The sequence below is a fragment of the Reyranella sp. genome (assembly GCF_036558665.1).
In the GTDB taxonomy this organism is placed as follows: Bacteria; Pseudomonadota; Alphaproteobacteria; order Reyranellales; family Reyranellaceae; genus Reyranella.
This window is the reverse complement of record NZ_DATBFE010000073.1, coordinates 98,192-117,005: the sequence shown is the minus strand read 5'-3', so window position 1 is coordinate 117,005 and position 18,814 is coordinate 98,192. Positions and strand designations below refer to the sequence as shown.

General features: G+C 65.3%; 20 protein-coding genes. 11 read left to right on the top strand and 9 right to left on the bottom strand.

Annotated elements, in window-relative coordinates:
• The first annotated feature begins 60 nt into the window (after window positions 1-60).
• Complete coding sequence (locus tag VH499_RS12325) at window positions 61-462, top strand: GntR family transcriptional regulator (protein ID WP_332053030.1); 402 nt, start codon at window positions 61-63, stop codon at window positions 460-462.
• Entirely contained in the window at window positions 459-1,358 is a 900-nt protein-coding gene (locus VH499_RS12320) for a slipin family protein (RefSeq protein WP_332053029.1), read from the top strand. Before VH499_RS12325 ends, VH499_RS12320 begins: the two co-directional genes overlap by 4 nt.
• A 32-nt stretch (window positions 1,359-1,390) precedes the next feature.
• On the opposite strand, the gene VH499_RS12315 is transcribed toward VH499_RS12320, so the two are convergent.
• The 3 genes from VH499_RS12315 to VH499_RS12305 form a co-directional block, all read right to left on the bottom strand.
• Window positions 1,391-1,516, bottom strand: coding sequence for a hypothetical protein (locus VH499_RS12315; RefSeq protein WP_332053028.1), 126 nt, complete (start codon window positions 1,514-1,516; stop codon window positions 1,391-1,393).
• A 1,153-nt stretch (window positions 1,517-2,669) separates the two neighbouring features.
• Window positions 2,670-3,107: a hypothetical protein gene (locus tag VH499_RS12310; RefSeq protein WP_332053027.1), complete on the bottom strand. Its 438-nt coding sequence runs from the start codon at window positions 3,105-3,107 to the stop codon at window positions 2,670-2,672.
• A 10-nt stretch (window positions 3,108-3,117) separates the two neighbouring features.
• The gene (locus tag VH499_RS12305; RefSeq protein WP_332053026.1) at window positions 3,118-3,516 is read right to left on the bottom strand and encodes a cupin domain-containing protein; all 399 of its coding nucleotides are present in this window, start codon (window positions 3,514-3,516) and stop codon (window positions 3,118-3,120) included.
• Between the two features lie 104 nt (window positions 3,517-3,620).
• Between VH499_RS12305 and VH499_RS12300 the strand changes: the two genes are divergently transcribed.
• From VH499_RS12300 to VH499_RS12285, 4 genes are all read left to right on the top strand, one after another.
• Window positions 3,621-4,874 carry a GTP cyclohydrolase II gene (locus VH499_RS12300; protein ID WP_414709778.1) on the top strand — a complete coding sequence of 418 codons (1,254 nt, stop codon included), beginning with the start codon at window positions 3,621-3,623 and terminating at the stop codon, window positions 4,872-4,874.
• 90 nt (window positions 4,875-4,964) lie between these two features.
• Window positions 4,965-6,137: a URC4/urg3 family protein gene (locus VH499_RS12295; RefSeq protein WP_332053024.1), complete on the top strand. Its 1,173-nt coding sequence runs from the start codon at window positions 4,965-4,967 to the stop codon at window positions 6,135-6,137.
• 15 nt (window positions 6,138-6,152) lie between these two features.
• Complete coding sequence (gene upp, locus VH499_RS12290; protein ID WP_332053023.1) at window positions 6,153-6,791, top strand: uracil phosphoribosyltransferase; 639 nt, start codon at window positions 6,153-6,155, stop codon at window positions 6,789-6,791.
• Between the two features lie 11 nt (window positions 6,792-6,802).
• Window positions 6,803-7,189 (top strand): MAPEG family protein, encoded by a 387-nt coding sequence (locus VH499_RS12285; protein WP_332053022.1) that lies wholly within the window; start codon window positions 6,803-6,805, stop codon window positions 7,187-7,189.
• 6 nt (window positions 7,190-7,195) lie between these two features.
• Here VH499_RS12285 and VH499_RS12280 read toward each other — a convergent pair whose 3' ends face one another.
• The 6 genes from VH499_RS12280 to VH499_RS12255 form a co-directional block, all read right to left on the bottom strand.
• Window positions 7,196-7,669, bottom strand: coding sequence for a copper chaperone PCu(A)C (locus tag VH499_RS12280; protein ID WP_332053021.1), 474 nt, complete (start codon window positions 7,667-7,669; stop codon window positions 7,196-7,198).
• A 5-nt stretch (window positions 7,670-7,674) separates the two neighbouring features.
• Window positions 7,675-8,196, bottom strand: a complete 522-nt coding sequence (locus VH499_RS12275; RefSeq protein ID WP_332053020.1) for a TlpA family protein disulfide reductase — start codon at window positions 8,194-8,196, stop codon at window positions 7,675-7,677.
• The gene (locus VH499_RS12270; RefSeq protein ID WP_332053019.1) at window positions 8,193-9,380 is read right to left on the bottom strand and encodes a sialidase family protein; all 1,188 of its coding nucleotides are present in this window, start codon (window positions 9,378-9,380) and stop codon (window positions 8,193-8,195) included. Before VH499_RS12270 ends, VH499_RS12275 begins: the two co-directional genes overlap by 4 nt.
• A gap of 29 nt (window positions 9,381-9,409) precedes the next feature.
• A complete protein-coding gene (locus VH499_RS12265; RefSeq protein WP_332053018.1) occupies window positions 9,410-11,599 on the bottom strand; it encodes a TonB-dependent receptor in 2,190 nt (729 codons plus the stop codon).
• Between the two features lie 58 nt (window positions 11,600-11,657).
• Window positions 11,658-12,041 carry a DUF2946 family protein gene (locus VH499_RS12260; RefSeq protein WP_332053017.1) on the bottom strand — a complete coding sequence of 128 codons (384 nt, stop codon included), beginning with the start codon at window positions 12,039-12,041 and terminating at the stop codon, window positions 11,658-11,660.
• A gap of 65 nt (window positions 12,042-12,106) precedes the next feature.
• Entirely contained in the window at window positions 12,107-12,865 is a 759-nt protein-coding gene (locus tag VH499_RS12255; RefSeq protein WP_332053016.1) for a glucose 1-dehydrogenase, read from the bottom strand.
• A gap of 241 nt (window positions 12,866-13,106) precedes the next feature.
• Between VH499_RS12255 and VH499_RS12250 the strand changes: the two genes are divergently transcribed.
• From VH499_RS12250 to VH499_RS12230, 5 genes are all read left to right on the top strand, one after another.
• Complete coding sequence (locus VH499_RS12250) at window positions 13,107-14,897, top strand: peptide ABC transporter substrate-binding protein (protein ID WP_332053015.1); 1,791 nt, start codon at window positions 13,107-13,109, stop codon at window positions 14,895-14,897.
• Between the two features lie 80 nt (window positions 14,898-14,977).
• Window positions 14,978-15,940 (top strand): ABC transporter permease, encoded by a 963-nt coding sequence (locus VH499_RS12245; RefSeq protein ID WP_332053014.1) that lies wholly within the window; start codon window positions 14,978-14,980, stop codon window positions 15,938-15,940.
• Entirely contained in the window at window positions 15,906-16,862 is a 957-nt protein-coding gene (locus VH499_RS12240; protein WP_332053013.1) for an ABC transporter permease, read from the top strand. The genes VH499_RS12245 and VH499_RS12240 overlap by 35 nt, the downstream gene beginning before the upstream one ends.
• 6 nt (window positions 16,863-16,868) lie before the next feature.
• Window positions 16,869-17,840, top strand: coding sequence for an ABC transporter ATP-binding protein (locus VH499_RS12235; protein WP_332053012.1), 972 nt, complete (start codon window positions 16,869-16,871; stop codon window positions 17,838-17,840).
• Window positions 17,837-18,811 carry an ABC transporter ATP-binding protein gene (locus VH499_RS12230; RefSeq protein ID WP_422662703.1) on the top strand — a complete coding sequence of 325 codons (975 nt, stop codon included), beginning with the start codon at window positions 17,837-17,839 and terminating at the stop codon, window positions 18,809-18,811. The genes VH499_RS12235 and VH499_RS12230 overlap by 4 nt, the downstream gene beginning before the upstream one ends.
• Window positions 18,812-18,814: the final 3 nt, after the last annotated feature.

Genomic DNA, 18,814 nt, shown 5'->3' with positions numbered 1-18,814 from the left:
GCCTTTGCCGTCGGCCAGATCTCTTGACTGCTGCACCATATAAGTATAGTGTACTACATAATGCATACAGAGGATATCCTCAACCGTATTCGGCTCGAGAACACGGGAGTGCCGATCTACGTCCAGCTCCGTGAGCAGATCCTACGGCTGCTTGGCGCGGGGGCGCTCAGCCCCGGTGACCAGATGCCGACGATGCGCGAGGTCGCCGTCGCCTTGAAAGTCGATCTCAACACGGTGCGCCATGCTTATGACGAACTGGAGCGGCTGGGTGCCATCACGCTGGTTCGGGGGCGGGGCAGTTTTGTCGCCGAGCCGCCGGCGGCGATGAACGGGCGCGCCGCGATGGCACAGACCGATACGCTCGCAAAGCAGGTGATCGCGACGGCGCTAGCGATGGGAGTCGATCCCGCGACATTGGCCGATCGCATAACGGCCCTGGCAGGGAAGGAGAACAAGCCATGATGAACGCCTTGACATGGGGCGGGCGCAATCGACCCGCCGTCGTTTTGGCCAACATACTCATTGGCCTTGGCCTCGTTACGGCATGGTTCGCCTACAGCCGTGCGGAGCCGTTCGGTTGGGTGGCTGCCGCCATCCTGGTGCTCGCGGGATTGTTGGTACCGCAGGCGCTAATGATCGCCAATCAATGGGAACGTGCCGTCGTGCTGCGACTCGGTCGACTCACGGCGATCCGCGGTCCTGGCCTGTTCATGATCGTTCCGTTTATCGACTCTGTTGCTTCCTGGCTCGACCAACGTATCCAGATAACAGAGTTCAATGCCGAGCAGGCACTCAGCAAGGACACGGTGCCGGTGAACATCGACGCGATCGTGTTCTGGCAGATACACGATCCCCAGCGCGCCGCGTTGGAGATCACCGACTATCGGTCGGCGATCGGCAGGGTGGCTCAGACGTCACTGCGCGAGATGGTGGGTTCGTCGCTATTGTCGATGCTACTTGCCGACCGCAAACAGGGCGACTTGCTTTTGCGCGAGGATATCAGCCGCAAGACCGCGGAGTGGGGCGTCAACGTGATCTCCGTCGAGATCCGCGATATCGGTGTTCCCTCCGCCTTGCAGGATGCAATGAGCCGTCAGGCTCAGGCCGAGCGCGAGCGGCTGGCGCGTGTGATGCTGGGCCAGGCTGAAGTGGAAGTGGCGCAGAAATTCGTCGAGGCTGCCGAAACCTATGGGCGCAGCGCTGCGGCCTTGCAGTTGCGCGCAATGAATATCATCTACGAGACCACCAAGGAGCGTGGCGCCACGATCCTGATTCCGAGCGCCATGGTCGACAGCATGAACCCCGGCGGCATCATGGCGCTCACGGCGGCCGCGCAATCTGCACCGAAGGCGGCGTGAAACGTCATGTCCGATGATAGCGTCGTCGAGCGCTACTCCACCTTCACGTCGATGCTGTAGCGCGCATTGCCGCGCGTGCTACCGATCACGATGAGATAGGTTCCGGCGCGCGGCAGTCGGCCGCTCCAGCGCGCGAGGCCTGTCGGCGATTCGTTCATGGAAAGCGTGGCCGGCGGGAAGCCTGGCGCGTCGTTGTCGCGCGCAACCCATCCCTCGGGCGTTCGTTGCTCATCGGGTCTCGAACGAAGGGTGTGTGCATGACTTCCGGTACCGCATTTGCCGCGGTCGCGGCTTCTCTCGTGTTGCTTCCAGGTCTGGGTACGAACGCCCAGGCGGGTTCCATCTTGCTGCGACCTGCAACCGGGGCATCCGGAACGGTCGGCTTTCGACTGGCGATCGCACACGGTTCTCCATTGGCGGGTCTGATCAGGGTGCATGGTGGTGGCGCTGGCGCGGGTGGTTCCGGCGGTTGTGGAGGCGGCGGAGCCGGCGGTGCGGGAGCAGGAGGCGCGGCCGGCGCCGGCGCGGGTGCTGCCGGCTCGGGTGCCGGCGGTACATCCGGCGGGTCCGGAGGTTCCAGTGCATCCGCCAGCAGCTCTGCAGGGGGAAGTTCGGGGGCCGGTGGTACGTCGGGCAGCGGCTCATCCGGAGGTAGTGCGTCAGGGGCCAACGGTTCGGGCGCCAGTAGCGCCTCGGGCGCCGCTGGCGCTTCAGGCGGCGGCACTTCCGCCGCCAGTGCGTCGGGTGGCAGCGGCTCGAGTGCGAGCTCGGCCGGGGGGACTTCAGGCGCCGGGTCAGCGGGCTCCGGCGCCGGCGGCTCGGGTGCCGGCGGGTCGAGTGGCGGCGCATCAGGTGCGGGCGGTGGCGCAGGCGGCAGCGCCCCAGGGGTCGGTGCCGCCAGTGCGGGCGCCGGCGCGTCGGGTGGTGCTGCGGGCTCCGCGTCAGCCGGCGGCTCGGCGGAAGCCAGTGCCGCCGAAGGCCCTGGCTCTGCCAGCGCGGGCTTGCCCGGCGGATCCGCGGTATCAGCGAGCGTCGCCTCGGCAGCAATGGCCGAGGGGGCAACGGCAGTGGCCGCGCGTCAGAACGAAGAAATGTGCGAGGCTGCCCGTGCTGCGGGTCTGGCCTGCGCGCCGCCGCTCACGGCCGAGTCGGCAAGCAGCACGCGCGCGCTCAGCATGGCGCCGGCCTTCGACCGCCGGGCGTTCCGCACGACTGCTGATTGCCTCACCGCCGCCTATGCTGGTCATGTACCGCTTGGCACTTGCGAACGATAAGCACGACTGCCCCGCACTCGCGTTGGTGTCTCCGCCCCTATTCCACCTTCACATCGATGCTGTAGCGCGCATTGCCGCGGGTGCTGCCGATCACGATCAGGTAGGTGCCGGCGCGCGGCAGGCGCCCGCTCCAGCGCGTCGCGTCGTCACCGTCGTTGGCGTCGGGAAGCGCCTTGCCGATGAACTCGAGTGTGCCGGCGGAATCGCGCTGGATTTTGGTGTCGGGCTCGTAGATCTGGAACACGGCATTGTCGTCGGGTGCGGTGATGGTCACGGTCAGCGTCTGTCCCTTGGCGGCGGTAAGCGAGTAGAGATCGCGATTGCCGCGCAGCACGTAGCCGCCGACCGTACCGCCGGTCGCTCCTCTCGGGAAAAAGATAGGCCTCACTTTCGGCACGGGCTGTGGCGCCGGATCGGCGGCGAGGGTTGCGGCAACGGACAGCAGCAGCGCGAGGAAGGACAAAGCGAGCCTCATGAGCGTGACGCTACTCCACGGTTGCGGTCTCGAACTCTGCCGGCATGGTGATCTCGAGCACCTCGAAGTCGTCGGAGTGGGCAACCTCCTTGTGCTTGATTCCGGGGGGCTGATAGACGGTCGAACCGGCGACGAGCTTGTGCTCACCGTAGCCGTCGTACTCGAAGATTGCCCAGCCCTTCAGCACATAGACGAACTGGAACCCGAGGCTGTGTGTGTGGCGCGGGGCATCGGCATGCATTCCAGGCTTCGCGCGGATCACGTGTGCGCCGACCTTGCCGCCGGTCAGTTTGTCGATGCCGAGCGGGCGATATTCGAAGAAAGGCCGCAGTCCATCCGGCCTGAACGAATCCGGTCCGAGATGGTTCACGATCTCGAGCTTGCCTGCGTGAGCATGGCTGTCGGGCATGGTATTCCTCCTGCGTGTGGCCGCAAATCGTTGGTTCTTAACGAGTTAGAGACGTTCTTTCCTTCTTCGTCCACAGGCCCTAGAATGCCTCGCTTTCCCGCCTTTTGGCATCAGGAAAGCATATGGCCCACATCAGACTGAATACTCATCCATCGCAGGGTGGCCAGGCGGCGCCGGCCCTGGTTTGGGGCGCGAGCGATCCGGCGCTGCGCGGGCCGGTGGTCGGCACCGTCGCCGATCCGGCCAAGCGCAACGCGATCGGCGTGCATTCGGGCAGCTATGGCATCTACCGCGCGCTCGCCATTGCCGCGCAGGAACTGAAACCGGGACACCGCCCCGACCTCACCAACACTTCCCCGGCCGAGCCGATCGGACCGTTCGAAAGCTGGTTCGAGCCGTCGAAGATCGTGTCGCTCGATCCCTGGGGCCACATGGTCGCCGAGGTATTTGCCGACAAGCTCGCCGCCGGCTGGGACATCCGTCCCACAATCGCCGTCACCAAGGCACGCGTGCAGATGCCGGAGATCCGCGACGCCATCGTCGCCGGCCGGCTGAAGCCCGACAACGACCTTCTGATGCCCAACGGCGACGTGCGCGTGACCAAGGCGGCGGTCGAGCCGGTGTGGTGGCTGCCTGGCATCGCCGATCGCTTCGGCGTCAAGGAGACCGAGCTGCGCCGCACCCTGTTCGAGCACACCGGCGGCATGTACACCGAACTCGTCACGCGGTCCGACCTCGAGATCTTCCTGCCGCCGATCGGTGGCTCGACGATCTACTTCTTCGGCGATGTGACCAAGCTCGGCAAGCCCGAGACCAGGATCGCCTGCCGGCTCCATGACGAGTGCAACGGATCCGATGTGTTCGGCTCCGACATCTGCACCTGTCGCCCCTATCTCGCGCACGGCATCGAGATCTGCATCGAGATGGCCCAGAGGGGCGGCGTCGGCGTCGTGATCTACAATCGCAAGGAAGGTCGCGCTCTCGGTGAAGTGACCAAGTTCCTGGTCTACAACGCGCGCAAGCGCCAGCCGGGTGGAGATTCGGCAGCGCAATACTTCAATCGCACGGAATGCGTTGCCGGTGTTCAGGATATGCGGTTCCAGGAGCTGATGCCCGACGTCTTCCACTGGCTGGGCATCGCCCGGATCGATCGCTTCGCCTCCATGAGCAACATGAAGGCGAACGCTCTGCGTGAACAAGGCATCGCGATCGTCGAGCAGGTGCCGATTCCCGACGAGCTGATACCTGCGGACGCCCTGGTCGAGATGGATGCCAAGAAGGCCGCCGGCTATTTCACCCTCAAGAAGCCGGCGCTGGGCGAGCTCGCCAAGGCCAAGGGTCGGAGGCTGACGGAATGACTCATGGGAGCGCGCTACTGCGCGCGGGGGCTTTGCCCGCGCTGAAGTGGCGCACCACGAGGGTGAGCGCCACGGCGGTGGCGCGCTCCGATGAATGACTCGATAGCTTACCTTCGCAACCCGGCCGCAATCCGCGAACGAGCAGGGCAGGTCCTCGAATATGTCGAGGCCGGCCGTTCCCGGTGGTTCGCGCTCGACGGCGACGGCCTCGAAGCCGCGGTGCAGGCCACGCTCGACGTCACGCGGCAGCGCTACGCCAATCCCGCGGCGATCCCGTTCCATTCGCGGTGGCGGCACTTCGAAGCGGGCGGCCGCGACCGCTGGGCCGCGCTTGCGCCAGGGCTCGCCATGCTCGCCAGGGACGAGGTGGCGCGTCGGCGCATGGATCTCGCTATCGTCTCGGTACTGCTCGATGCCGGCGCAGGTTCGGGCTGGTCCTACCGCGAGCCCGGCACGGGCGAGACCTACGCGCGCTCCGAAGGGCTGGGCGTGGCGAGCTTCCATATGTTTGCCGCAGGTGCCTTCAGCTGCGATCCCAAGCGCGATCCGCTGCGGGTCGATGCCGAACGCCTCGCCGCGCTGACGCCGACCGACATTGCGCTCGGCTTCCAGGTGACGGCGCACAATCCCCTGCTCGGCCTCGAGGGTCGCGCCGGGCTGCTGCGAAAGCTGGGGGGGATCGGGTTGGTACGGCCCGGAGCCCTGTTCGATATCCTTGCGGAGGGTGGCGGCGAAGTGAAGGCCGCTGCCATCCTCGCCACCGTGCTCGACAGGATGTCGTCGATCTGGCCCTCGCGGCTCTCGCTCGACGGCCAGCCTCTGGGTGACGTGTGGGCGCATCCCGCGATCGGCCTCGTGCCGTTCCACAAGCTCTCGCAATGGATGTCCTATTCGCTGGTCGAGCCGCTGGAAGGCGCGGGCCTGCGAGTCGTCGAGCTCGACGCGCTCACCGGCCTGCCGGAGTATCGCAATGGCGGCCTGCTCGTGGATTCGGGCGCGCTTCGGCCCAAGCAATCGGCGCTGCTGACCGGAACGTTCGCGCCTGCCGACGAGCCGGTCGTGGAATGGCGCGCGCTCACCGTCGCCCTGCTTGACCGTATCGCCGAGCATCTGCGGCTGCATCTGGGGATGGATGCCGCGCGGTTGCCGCTCGTGAAGGTGCTGGAAGCCGGCACCTGGTTTGCCGGTCGAAAGCTCGCCGCCGAGCGGCGCGCCGGCGGCGGTCCGCCGATCACCGTCGAGAGCGACGGTACTCTTTTCTGAAACGGGGAGAAGACCATGTCCTTGCCGCATTCGATCCACGTCGTGTCCCATCCGCTGGTGCAGCACAAGCTCACCAAGATGCGCGACAGGCAGACGTCGAGCGCCAATTTTCGGCGGCTGCTGCGCGAGATGGGCCTGCTGCTCGGCTACGACGCGACGCGCGACCTGCCACTGGTACCCACGCACATCGAGACGCCGATCGAGCCGACGGACGCGCCCTTGCTCGACGGCAAGAAGCTCGTGGTCGTGCCCATCCTGCGTGCAGGGCTCGGCCTGGCGGAGGGCCTGCTGGATCTGATGCCGCTCGCGCGCATGGGGCATGTCGGGCTCTATCGCGATCCGCGGACGCTGCAGGCCGTCGAGTACTATTTCCGCACGCCCGGCGACATCTCCGATCGCGATGTCATCGTCTGTGACCCCATGCTGGCGACCGCGCACTCGGCGATTGCCGCAGTGGATCGCCTGAAGGAGTCGGGTGCCAAACGCATCAAGTTCATCTGCATCCTCGGTTCCGAGCAAGGCGCCCGTGCTTTCGCCGAGGTCCATCCCGACGTGCCGGTGTTCACAGCCGCCATCGATGCGAAACTCAACGATCACGGGTATATTGTCCCCGGCCTCGGCGATGCGGGCGACCGCCTGTTCGGAACGAGGTAGGGGAGAGACGCATGAGTCCGGATCTCAAGTATCTTCTGTTCTCTGTGGTCCTTGCGTTCGTCCAGGTGTTGATTGCCGCCGCGACTGCCCAGGTCCAGGTCGGCTTGCCAGCATTGGCCGGCAACCGCGACGAGCTGCCAGTACTGACCGGCGTTGCCGGCCGCGCCAAGCGCGCGCATCTCAACATGGTTGAGAACCTGGTGCTGTTCGCGGCTCTCGTGCTGATCGCCGCCGCGGCCGGCAAGGCCAATGCTGCGACGGCGACCGGTGCTGCCATCTTCTTCTGGGGACGGCTCGCCCATGCGATCATCTACCTGATCGGCATTCCCTGGCTCCGCACCCTCGCCTGGGCGGTGTCGGTAGTCGGCATGATCATGATCGCGGTGCAGCTCTTCTAGCTTCGACTACATGTCATGCGGGGGCTGGGTGGCGCCCATGCTCCCGACGTCGAGCTCGACATCGATGCGGCCGGCTTTCTCGAACACCAGCGTGAGCGGCACGCGTGCACCCTGCTTCAAGGGCTCCTTCAGGCCCATCATCATGAGATGAAAGCCGCCGGGCGCCAGCTTCACGGTCGCGCCCGGCGCAATCTCGAGCCCGTGTCCGACTTCGCGCATGCGCATGATGTTACCGTCCATCTTCATCTCGTGGATCTGGACCTTGTCGGCAACGGGACTGCTGGCGGAGACGAGCCGGTCGGGCGTCGTCCCCCTGTTGGTCACGGTCAGATAGCCGCCGCCGGCGGGCGCCGTCGACGCCGTGGCGCGGGCCCAGGGCTGGCTGATCTCGAGCGCACCCAGCTTGTAGTCGCGGGCGAAAGCGGAGGCCGGCAGCAGTGCGAGCGCAAGAAAAACGAGGGCGAGACGAAAGGACATCATGTTCATTACCTCTGGACCGGGGGTTGGTATTTCGCCTGGTCGTCCAACCAGGCGCGCACTTTTGTCAGGTCGACAACACCGCGCAGCACCGTGAGCGTGCCGTCGCGCGCGATCATTTGGGTGCGGGGCAGCTCGCCCGCCCAGGCCGGATCGATCTCGTAGCGTAGCCGCTCGTAGAAGCGGTCAGTGAAGGCCCAGCTCTCGGCCGAGCCCAGCCCGGCGCGATCGAGCGTCGCCGCGAGCTGCTCTGTCGGTTCCGGCATCGGATCGGCCGCCAGGAGCACCAGATTGAGATCCTTGCGCTCGGCCAGGAGTCTTCCCCAGTTGGGAAGCTCGACCAGGCACGGTCCGCAGGTCAGGCCCCAGAAGTGCACGACGGTCGGCTGCCCGGCATGGGCCTCGCGTAGCTTTGCCCAGCTTCCGCGCCCAAAGGGCAACGGTTCGCCAGCATGGGCAGTGCCAAGGGCAGCGAGGCCGACCAGCCCGATGAGGCCGGCCAGGAAACCGGTCAGGATCGAGAGTCTCATGGCGCGTTCTCCAGGGGGATCAACCGATAACCCTCGCGCTTGGTCAGCCAGGAAAGGTAGGTGCGACTTTGATGTGCGACGAGCAGCGGATGGTCCGAGGCATCTTCAGTGTCGGCAACCGTTCTTGGGGCACTCCACGTCCGCCCGCTGTCGCGCGAGACTTCCCAGCGGACATGGGTGCGCTTGCCGTCGAACTCCTTCCAGACAAGATGCAGGGTGTCGCCGGTTGCGAGCAGATAGGGCCGGCTGGGCTGGAGCTCCGGCGCAGAGAGGGCGCGCGGCGGGCTGAAGGCCGCATCACCATTGTCGGCGCGGGCATAGAACAAGCCTCGCCGCACCGTCCCGTCCGTGAACCAGACGGCATGATACGAACCGTCCGCCGCGATCGCGAGGCTGGGGCCCTGATGAGGACAGGCCTCGATCTTCCAGTCGTCGATGCTCACGCGGCGCAGCGGGCCAGGCTCGGTCGGGCCCTTGAAGGCGACCAGCGCGTGGTCGCGAATGGACCCGTCGAAAATATTGCGGAACAGCAGCGCCGGCCGGCCTGGACCGGCCAGAGCCACACCCAGGCGGCAGCATTCGCAGGTGTTGTCGATCGCGATCCGGGAGTCGGTAAAGGTCTGGCCATCGTCATTCGACCAGCCGTAGGCAAGTGCCGCGCCGGGATAGGACTTGCCGGCGGCAATGGCCGAGGCTGCATTGCGCTTGTCGAGCCAGGCCGCGAATACCCTGCCATCGGAATCGATGGTCATTGACGGGAAGCGCTGGCTCGTCTCGTCGGTCGTGATCGGCCTTGGCGGCGCAAACGACCGTCCGCCGTCGGTCGAGCGCGTGTAGTAGACGCGGCCGTTGAAGCGTTCGTCCTGGAAGATCGCGTAGGTGACGACGAGATGGCCGGTGCGGTCGACCACTATCATTGGGCGCGTGTCGGGACCCCAATCGACCTTGATCCGCTGGGGCACCACGGAGACCGGCGCACTGAAAGTCCTGCCGAGATCCCCCGACTTGGCCACCTCGACCCGGTCGGCCTCCGCCCGGGCCAGCCAAAGCGTGCCGTCCGGCGCGAAAGCCGGCGTGGCGGTGAAGGCTTGGTGGGTGTCACCCATCACATGCCGATGCGGTTGGGCGGTCGCGATGCCGGCTGCGAACATGCTTGCAAGGGCCGGCAGAAGAATTCTGCGCATCGTCGATCTCCTTCGATCGCTGCTCGCCATCAGAACGAGGCCCTGAGTCCGCCGACGATCGTGAGCGGCATGCCGAGGGCGGGAATGGAGCTCGCATTCACGGTCGGGCCCTCGAATGACGTCAGGGTGTAGCCTTGCGCGAGGTACTGGGTGTTGAAGAGGTTCTGGGCGATGCCATAGATCTCGACTCCCTTCCTGATCGCATAGGAGATGCCGAGATCGACCAGCGTGGCCGCGTCGTTCAATTGCGTATGCCCGGTGTCGTTCCAGTAGGCGGGGAACGACTTGAGGTTGATATTGAGTACGAGTTCGGGCATCGGGCGCCACTCGGCGCCCAAATTGAGCATCCAGCCTGGAACCTCGCCCAGTTGTACCCCGGTCGGTTCGAGGGCGGGGAAGTTCGAGCTGGTGAGCCGGGCGGTGGTCTGCGTGAAATTGGCGCTGAGCCTGAGCTCGGGCAGCACCTGCCAACCTGCAATCACCTCGAAGCCACGGAAGTTGGCGCTGCCGACGTTGTTGTACTGATTGACCGTCGTGAAGGCAGGGCCGAGACCGGCTGCAGCGGTGAAGGGCGCGGCGCAGGCGGCGTTGGCATTGCAGACCTTCACGAAGTCGATGAAGTTGTCGAGGTCGTTGTTGAAGAAGGTAGCCGACAGGCTGACCTTCCGCCAATTGAAGTCGAAGCCTGCCTCCTCGCCGAGGTTGGTCATCGGCTGCAGAGTGGGATTGGTGGTGGTGAAGCTCGTGCCGCTGGCGAAGCTGCGGTACATCTGGTTCATGCCGGGAGCGGAGAAGTTCCGGTAGGCCGCGGCGCGCAGCACCAGCTCGTCGGTAACGTAGTACTTGACGCCGATGCGCGGATCGAAGCTTGCCGCGCTCGAATCGGGGATGGTGTTCGTCGCGGCCACATTGGCGATCAATTGGCTGGCATCGACCGCCTGGTAGAAGTCGCCTCTCAAACCGACCGTGATGTCGAGCGGAAGATTCGCGGAGCGCCACGTTCCCTGTGCGAACGCGCCTTCGAGCCGATGCTCGCCGCGGTTGACGAAAATGGAGGGAGCAGAGGTGGCGCTTGCGAACAGGTTAATGTTGTCGGTGATCTGTATGCGGCGGAAATCGACGCCGATCTTCACGTCTTTGATGTGCTCGGTGTCGAGCCGATAGAAGATCGATCCGCCCTGGTTGTTGTTGGGCGCCGTCTCGGTCTGGCTGACGAACTGATTGAGGGCGGTGATGTTGTTGAGAGTATAGGAACCACTGCTGGCATTCGTGGTGCCGAACACTCCGCCGGCCGCCCAGGCACTGAAGTTGACGGCGGACGTCTCATCGAGCTTGTAGCTGCCGCCCAGCAGCAGGCGATAGCTTGACCACTGATTGTGCGCCAACGACCAGACGAGTCCATCCTCGTAGGCCTGGTGATAGTAGGCCTTGGCGAAGAGCGAGAAATTGTCGCTGGGCGCGAGGAAGGTCGAGAAGGCGACATTGTCGACCTTGGACGCGGTCGCCACCAGATTGGCATTGCGGTATTGCGCAGGCGTGAGGTTGTAGCCCGCGCTCTGCTGGTGACTGTAGTCGAGCCCGGCCCTCAGCCGGTCGTTCAGGATTACGGTTCCGCTCGCATCGCCGTTGAATGTATCGTAGCTGCCGAAATTGGCGTCCAGCGAAACCCCCGTGCGGCTTGGCTGGCGGGTGACGATATTGACGACGCCGCCCATCGCCATGTTGCCCCACAGGCTGGTCGCACCGCCGCCGCGGATGACCTCGATCCGCTCGATCGAGTCCTTGGAGACTACACTCCAGTCGACAGTGCGGAAATAGGGATCGTTGATCGGCACGCCATCGACCATAACCAGGGTGTTGATCGTCGTGCTTGACCCGAAGCCGCGGATGCTGAAGGGCTGGCCGGTCGGATGAAGCTGCCCGGTCGGGATGGTGAAGGTCCAGACACCCGGAATCTTGTTGACGATCTGATCGACTCCGGTTTCAGGCATCGCTTGAATCTGCTGCCGCGAAAGGACCGTCGTGCTGACATCGAGCTTTTCGATGTCCGAGCCGCGCGCGGCGCTCACGGTCACGGGCGGCAGGACGACGGCCGGCTGCGCGGTGGCGGAGGGCCCGGCAGGCGACGGGCTGGATGGCGCCGTTTGCGCCTGTGTGAGTGCCGGGACCGCGGCAAAGCCCGCGAAGGCGGCGACGGTCGCCGCACGGATCGGCAGCATGGAACTCCCCTTGACCGACGGACGAACGCATCGCCCGCGGGCGATGCGGCTTCAGGCGTCAGGCGGGGAGGGGTGGGCCGCGTGGTCGACCGGGCCCGTCGCGGATGCCGGCGGTGTTCGGGCGCTCGTCCGTCGGCAACGGCGCCGCGGCAACGCTCATCGGCCCGACTATGCTGAACGCGGTCGACGGCGCGCTGAACGCAACGGCGTGGGCGAGGCCCAGGCAGCAGCTGTGCGCATTCGCGGTGACCGGGTGAGAGCTCGTGTCGTGGTCGGGATCCGCGGCCGAGGCGCTGCAGATGACGTTCCACAAGGTCGACGCCGGGCCGTCGCGCATCAGGGCGGCATGGGCAAGCGGCTGCAGGAAATTGAGGGTGATCGCGAACAGCGCCACGGCCAAAGCCGAGGCACGCCAGCCCGACGGGGAGCGACCACGATCCATCGATCAACTATGGGCCGTCGCGCATTGACGGGAAAGGGCCAGCTTGTCGCTGGATCGGTCGCGCGTCAGACAGCCGTCCAGCCGCCATCGACCACCAGCTCGGCACCCGTCACGTACGAGGACTCGTCGGAGGCCAGGAACAGGATGGCATAGGCCACTTCATCGACCTCACCGGCGCGGCCGAGCGGAACGCCCTTCAGGGTTTTCGCCCGCATCTCGGGATCCGCCGTGCGGCCGGACGTGCGCATGGGCGGCATCAGGCCGGGATGGACGGAGTTCACGCGGATGCGATCCTTGCCGTGCTGGGCTGCCCCTGCCTTGGTGATCAGCCGCACCGCGCCCTTGGAAGCATTGTATCCGACATGGATATAGCCCTGGCCCACAAGGCCGGAGATCGACGAGAGGTTGATCACCGATCCACCGCGGCCGGTTTTCTTCATGGCCGCGATGCCATGCTTCATGCCCAGGAAAACGCCGGTCGCGTTGACGGCCATCAGGCGCTCCCACGCAGCCGTATCGTAGAGATCCTGCTCGGCCGAGCCGCTGATGCCGGCATTGTTGACCAGCACGTCCAGGCCGCCGCCCGCGGACTCCACCTTGGCGACGGCGGCCCGCCATTGGTCTTCGCGTGTGACGTCAAGCGGCAGGAAGACCGCCTTGCCGCCGGCCTTCTCGATTTTGGCGACGACCGCTGCGCCCTCGCGTTCGAGCTGGTCGGCCACGAAGACGGCGCGGGCGCCCTCCCGGGCGAAGAGCCGGGCAGTTGCGGCACCCATGCCGCTGGCCCCGCCAGTGATCAGGGTGACCTTGTCTTTCAGGCGCATGGTGACTTCTCCCACCGAGGGCTTCTCTCATCTGGCGCAACATGGGTCGGTTCCAGCCGCCATCGTAGGTTCCGCGCACCCGAACCGGGGTATAGCGGTCGCCCCTTGGGGCGTCGGCTCCCCGACCTGCGACTGGACCGTCATTGACGAATGTCCGCTGGTGCTGTTCTGATAGAGGATTGCACGCATCTTGCAAGATAGCGAGAGCGTAGGGCGGGATGGCTCAAGGACGGGGTGTACTATGAACGAACGCGAACTGCGACGATTGATCGACCAGGTGAAGTCGGGCGGCCTGTCGCGCCGCCGCTTCGTCCAGAAGATGATGGCGGTCGGCCTCACGGCACCGATGGCGACGCAACTCCTGGCCTATTCGGGTGTGGCGATGGCGCAGAGCGCTTCGACCTACAAGCCGACGAAGCGCGGCGGCGGCGGCATGCTCAAGGTCTTGTGGTGGCAGGGTCCGACCCTGCTCAATCCGCACTTCGCGGTGGGCACCAAGGACCAGGACGGCTCGCGGCTTTTCTATGAGCCGCTCGCCGGCTGGGACCCCAACGGCAATCTGAAGCCGGTCCTGGCGGCCTCGATTCCCGGGCGCGAGGATGGAACGCTGGCGGCCGACGGCAAGTCGGTGACGTGGAAGCTCAAGAAGGGCGTGACCTGGCACGATGGCAAGCCCTTCACCGCCGACGACGTTCTCTTCAACTGGGAGTATTCGAAGGACCCGGCGACCGCCGCGGTCACCATCGCGGTCTACAAGGACGTGATGGTCGAGAAGGTCGACGACTACACGGTGAAGGTGCTGTTCGACAAGCCGACGCCGTTCTGGGCGAATGCCTTCGTCGGGCCGCAGGGCATGATCGTCCCCAAGCATCTGTTCGCCGACTATATCGGCGCCAAGTCGCGCGAGGCGCCCGCCAACCTCAAGCCGGTCGGCACCGGTCCGTACAAGTTCAAGGAATTCCGACCCGGCGACATCGTGAGCGGCGAGATCAACACGAACTACCACGCGGAGAACCGGCCCTATTTTGACGCGATCGAGATGAAGGGAGGCGGTGACGCCGTCTCGGCCGCGCGCGCCGTGCTGCAGACCGGCGAGTTCGACTTCGCCTGGAACATGCAGGTGGAGGACGAGATCCTCCTGCGCCTCGAGAAGGGCGGAAAAGGACGTGTCGTCATCTCCGACGGCGGCAACATCGAGCACATCCAGCTCAACAACACGGATCCGTGGACCGAGGTCGACGGCGAGCGCTCGAGCCTCAAGACGAAGCATCCGACGCTTTCGGATCCGGCAGTCAAACAGGCCCTGTCGATGCTGGTCGACAAGCAGTCGGTGCAGAAATACATCTACGGCCGCACCGGCATCGCGACTGCGAATTTCGTCAACAACCCGGAAAAGTTCCGCTCGAAGAACACCCACTACGAGTTCAACGTCGAGAAGGCGGCGGAGATTCTCGAGAAGGCCGGGTGGAAGAAGGGCGGCGATGGCATTCGTGCCAAGGACGGCAAGAAGCTGAAGTTCGTCTACCAGACCTCGATCAACCAGCCGCGCCAGAAGACGCAGGCGATCGTCAAGCAGGCCTGCCAGAAGGCCGGCATCGACATCGAGGTGAAGGCCGTGACGGCATCGGTGTTCTTCTCGTCCGACGTCGCCAATCCCGATACCTACACGCACTTCTACTGCGACCTGCAGATGTACACGACGACCATGACGCAGCCGGATCCGGAGCTTTTCATGAACCAGTTCTGCTCATGGGAAGTCTCGACCAAGGCCAACAAGTGGCAGGGCCGCAACATCACCCGCTGGCAGAACAAGGAATACGACGACAACTACAAGGCCGCCCAGGTCGAGGTCGATCCGGTGAAACGCGCGGCGATGTTCATCAAGGCCAACGACATGGTGGTCAACGACTACGTCGTGATCCCCGTCGTCGCCCGGCCTGGCGTCACCGCCCACAACGACAAGCTGAGAGCGAACATCAGCGGCTGGGACAATAACACCTGGGATATCGCGGACTGGTACAAGGAGGCGTGACGGCATCGCGGCGCCGCCGGACGGGCATGATGGCGGTGGTGAAGTGTCAATCTGGTTAGGGTGCGCTGCGGAGGCGTGAAGTGTCCCGGCAATATCTGATCCGGCGGCTGCTGATTGCGATTCCGAGCCTGCTCGGGATCAGCGTCGTGCTGTTCACCGTGTTGGCGCTTGCACCGGGCGATCCGTTCGGCGAGCTGGCGAGCAATCCCGCCATACCGCCCGAAGTGGCGGCGGCCTTGCGCGCCAAGTTCGGTCTCGATGACCCCGTCTGGACACGCTACGTCCATTGGCTGGTCGCGATGCTCCATGGCGACTGGGGATTTTCGTTCGCGAGCCGCATGGATGTCGACATGCTGATCCTGCAACGATTGCCGACGACGTTGGTCGTGATCGGGGCAGCGCAAATCCTGGCCATCATCGTCGCGTTGCCGGTCGGCGTATTGGCCGGCACGCGTCCCTATTCGATCTTCGACCAGGTGGCCAATACGCTGGCCTTCATCGGCTTTTCCCTGCCGACCTTCTTCACCGGCCTCCTGTTGATCCTGATCTTCTCGGTCAGACTCGACTGGCTGCCGATGGTCTATCGGGCCGACCTCAGCGCCACCGGCTGGCAGTGGTTCGTCGCCGAGGTCAGGCAGTCGATCATGCCGGTGGCCGTGCTCGGACTGTTCCAGGGTGCATCGCTGGTCCGCTACGTGCGCTCGGCAGTGCTCGATGTCGTACGACTCGACTATGTCACGACGGCGCGGTCCAAGGGCATCGGCGAGCGCAAGGTCATCCTGAAGCACGTTGTACGGACGGCCCTGATTCCGGTCGTCACGCTGGTCGCCCTTCAGATGCCGGTCGTGTTCGGCGGCGCCATCGTCACCGAGCAGATCTTCCGTGTGCCGGGTATCGGTTCGCTGCTGATTTCGGCGATGCTCGCCAACGACACGCCGGTCGTCATGGCGGTTACCTTCGTCTTCGCTTGTCTCGTCGTTCTCTTCAACCTGATCGCCGATATCCTCTATGGCTGGCTCGACCCCCGCATCGCTTACCGTTGAAGCGCCGGCGGGCGCTTCTGCCGTCGCCAAAGCGGCGAAGAAAGTGCACGTCTCGCCGGGCTTCGAAGCGTGGCGGCGTTTCCGCCGGCACAAGCTCGCGATGGCGAGCGCGGCCGTGCTGCTGGTCATCGTCCTCGCGGTCCTGCTGGGGCCACTCGTCTGGCGTGTGCAGATCAACGATATCGACTTCTCCGCCCAACTTGCAGGGCCGTCCTGGGCGCACCCGCTCGGCACCGACGATCTGGGGCAGGACATTCTCGCCCGCCTGCTCTATGGCGGACGAATCTCGATTGCCGTCGGCCTCTGCGCCATGCTGGTGGCGGCCGTGGTCGGCGTTCTGGTCGGGGCAATCGCGGGTATGTCGCGTGGCAGCGTCGACGCTGCCTTGATGTGGCTCGCCGACCTCTTCCTGTCACTGCCGCAGCTACCCCTGCTGCTCCTGATCATCTATCTCTTCCGCGGTGCGCTCACGAGCGTGTTCGGTACCCAGGGCGGGATTTTCATTATGGTCGTGACGGTGATCGGCGGGCTGCGCTGGATGCAGGTCGCCCGCCTTGTGCGCGCCCAGATCCTGTCCATTCGGGAAAAGGAGTTCATCGAGGCGGCGCGGGCACTCGGCGCCTCGAAGATACGCCAGGTCGTGCGTCACATCCTGCCCAACGCGCTCGGACCGGTGATCGTCGCGGGCACGATCGACGTTGCCGCCGCGATCATCGCTGAATCGACGCTGTCGTTCCTGGGTCTCGGCTTTCCCCCCGACATCCCGACCTGGGGCCGCGTGCTGTTCGATGCCAAGGATACGCTCGACGTCGCGCCGCATTGGGCGTTGTTCTCCGGCGCCGCAATCTTCCTGACGGTGCTGTCCATCAATTTCATCGGCGACGGCCTGCGCGACGCCCTCGATCCGCGCCGCGTGCTGTAGGCGGGCATGGCTGAAACGCTGTTGGACATTCGCGGACTGAAGACGTGGTTTGCGACCGACGACGGCATGGTGCGGGCGGTCGACGGCATCGACCTCAGCATCAACCGCGGCGAGACGGTGGGCGTGGTGGGCGAGTCGGGCTGCGGCAAGACCGTGACCGCTCGTTCCATCCTGAAGCTGATCGACATGCCGCCGGGGCGCTTCGAGGGCGGTCAGATCCTGTGGCAGGGGCGCGATCTGCTGCCGCTCGACGCGGCCGACATGGACCGGATCCGTGCGCGCGAGATCGCCATCGTGTTTCAGGAGCCCATGACCTCGCTCAATCCCGTGTATACGGTGGGCGACCAGATCGCCGAGGTATTGCGCGAGCACGAGAAGCTCACGCGCCGGAAGGCGATCGACCGCGCCGTCGAGATGCTGTCACTCGTCAACATTCCCAACGCGAAGGCGCGCGTGCACGACTATCCGCACCAGTTTTCGGGCGGCATGCGCCAGCGCGTCATGATTGCGCTCGCGCTCTCCTGCCGTCCGAAGCTGCTGATCGCCGACGAGCCGACGACGGCGCTCGATGTCACGATCCAGGCGCAAATCCTCGAGTTGATGCAGGAGATGAAGAGTCGTTTCGGCATGGCGATCATGCTGATCACCCACGCCATGGGCGTGGTGGCGGAAACCTGCCAGCGGGTGATCGTGATGTACGCCGGCAAGGTGGTCGAGGAAGCGCCGGTTGCGGCCCTGTTCGGCAGTCCGCGGCATCCCTATACGCAGGGCCTGATTCGTTCCATTCCCCGCGTCGACCGCGCGGCCACGCACAAGGAGCGGCTGGAGGCGATACCCGGCACCGTGCCGAGCCTGCTCGATCCGCCGCCGGGCTGCCGCTTCGCGCAACGCTGCCGTTTCGCCACCGACGTCTGCCGGCAGGCGATGCCACCGCTCAAGCAAGTCGGTCCCGGCCATTTCGTGCGGTGCGTCCTGTGAATGGCACCACGCTTCTCGCCGTCAAGGGTCTGCGCAAATACTTCGCCCTCAAGGGCGGCGTCTTCTCGCGCGAGGTCGAGCGCGTCCATGCCGTCGACGGTGTGAGCTTCGACATCGGCAAGGGTGAGACGCTGGGCCTCGTGGGCGAATCGGGCTGTGGTAAATCGACCACCGGTCGTTGCATCCTGCGACTGATCGAGCCGACCTCCGGCGAGATCTGGTTCCAGGGCGCGGACGTGAGCCGCCTCGGCGGCGATGCCTTGCGCGCCCTGCGCCGCGACATGCAGATCATCTTCCAGGATCCATACGCCTCGCTCAATCCGCGACTGACGGTCGGTGCGATCATCGGCGAGGCACTCCAGATCCACAAGCTCGCCAAATCGCGCCGCGCTCTCGAGGAGCGCGTCGTCGAGCTCCTCGAGACGGTCGGCCTTCAGGCCGACCACATGCGTCGGTTCCCCCACGAATTCTCGGGCGGGCAGCGTCAGCGCGTGGGTATCGCCCGGGCGTTGGCGGTCGAACCCAAGCTGGTGGTCTGCGACGAGCCCGTTTCCGCCCTCGACGTCTCGATCCAGGCCCAGGTGATCAACCTTCTCGAGGATCTGCAGGGCAAATTCGGCCTTACCTACCTCTTCATCGCGCACGATCTCAGCGTGGTCGAGCATATCTCGACGCGCGTGGCGGTGATGTATCTCGGCCGTGTGGTGGAGATCGCTCCTTCGCGCGAGCTCTACGACAAACCGCTGCATCCCTATACCGAGGCGCTGCTGTCGGCGGTGCCGATCCCGGATCCGACCGTGAGGCGCAAGCGGATCATGCTGCAGGGCGACGTGCCCAGCCCCATCCATCCTCCGTCGGGCTGCCATTTCCATACCCGCTGCCCGATCGCGCGGGCCGACTGTGCGCGACGCGATCCCGAACTGCGTGAAAGCCGCCCCGGCCATTGGGTCGCCTGCCACTATCGCGGCTAGGAC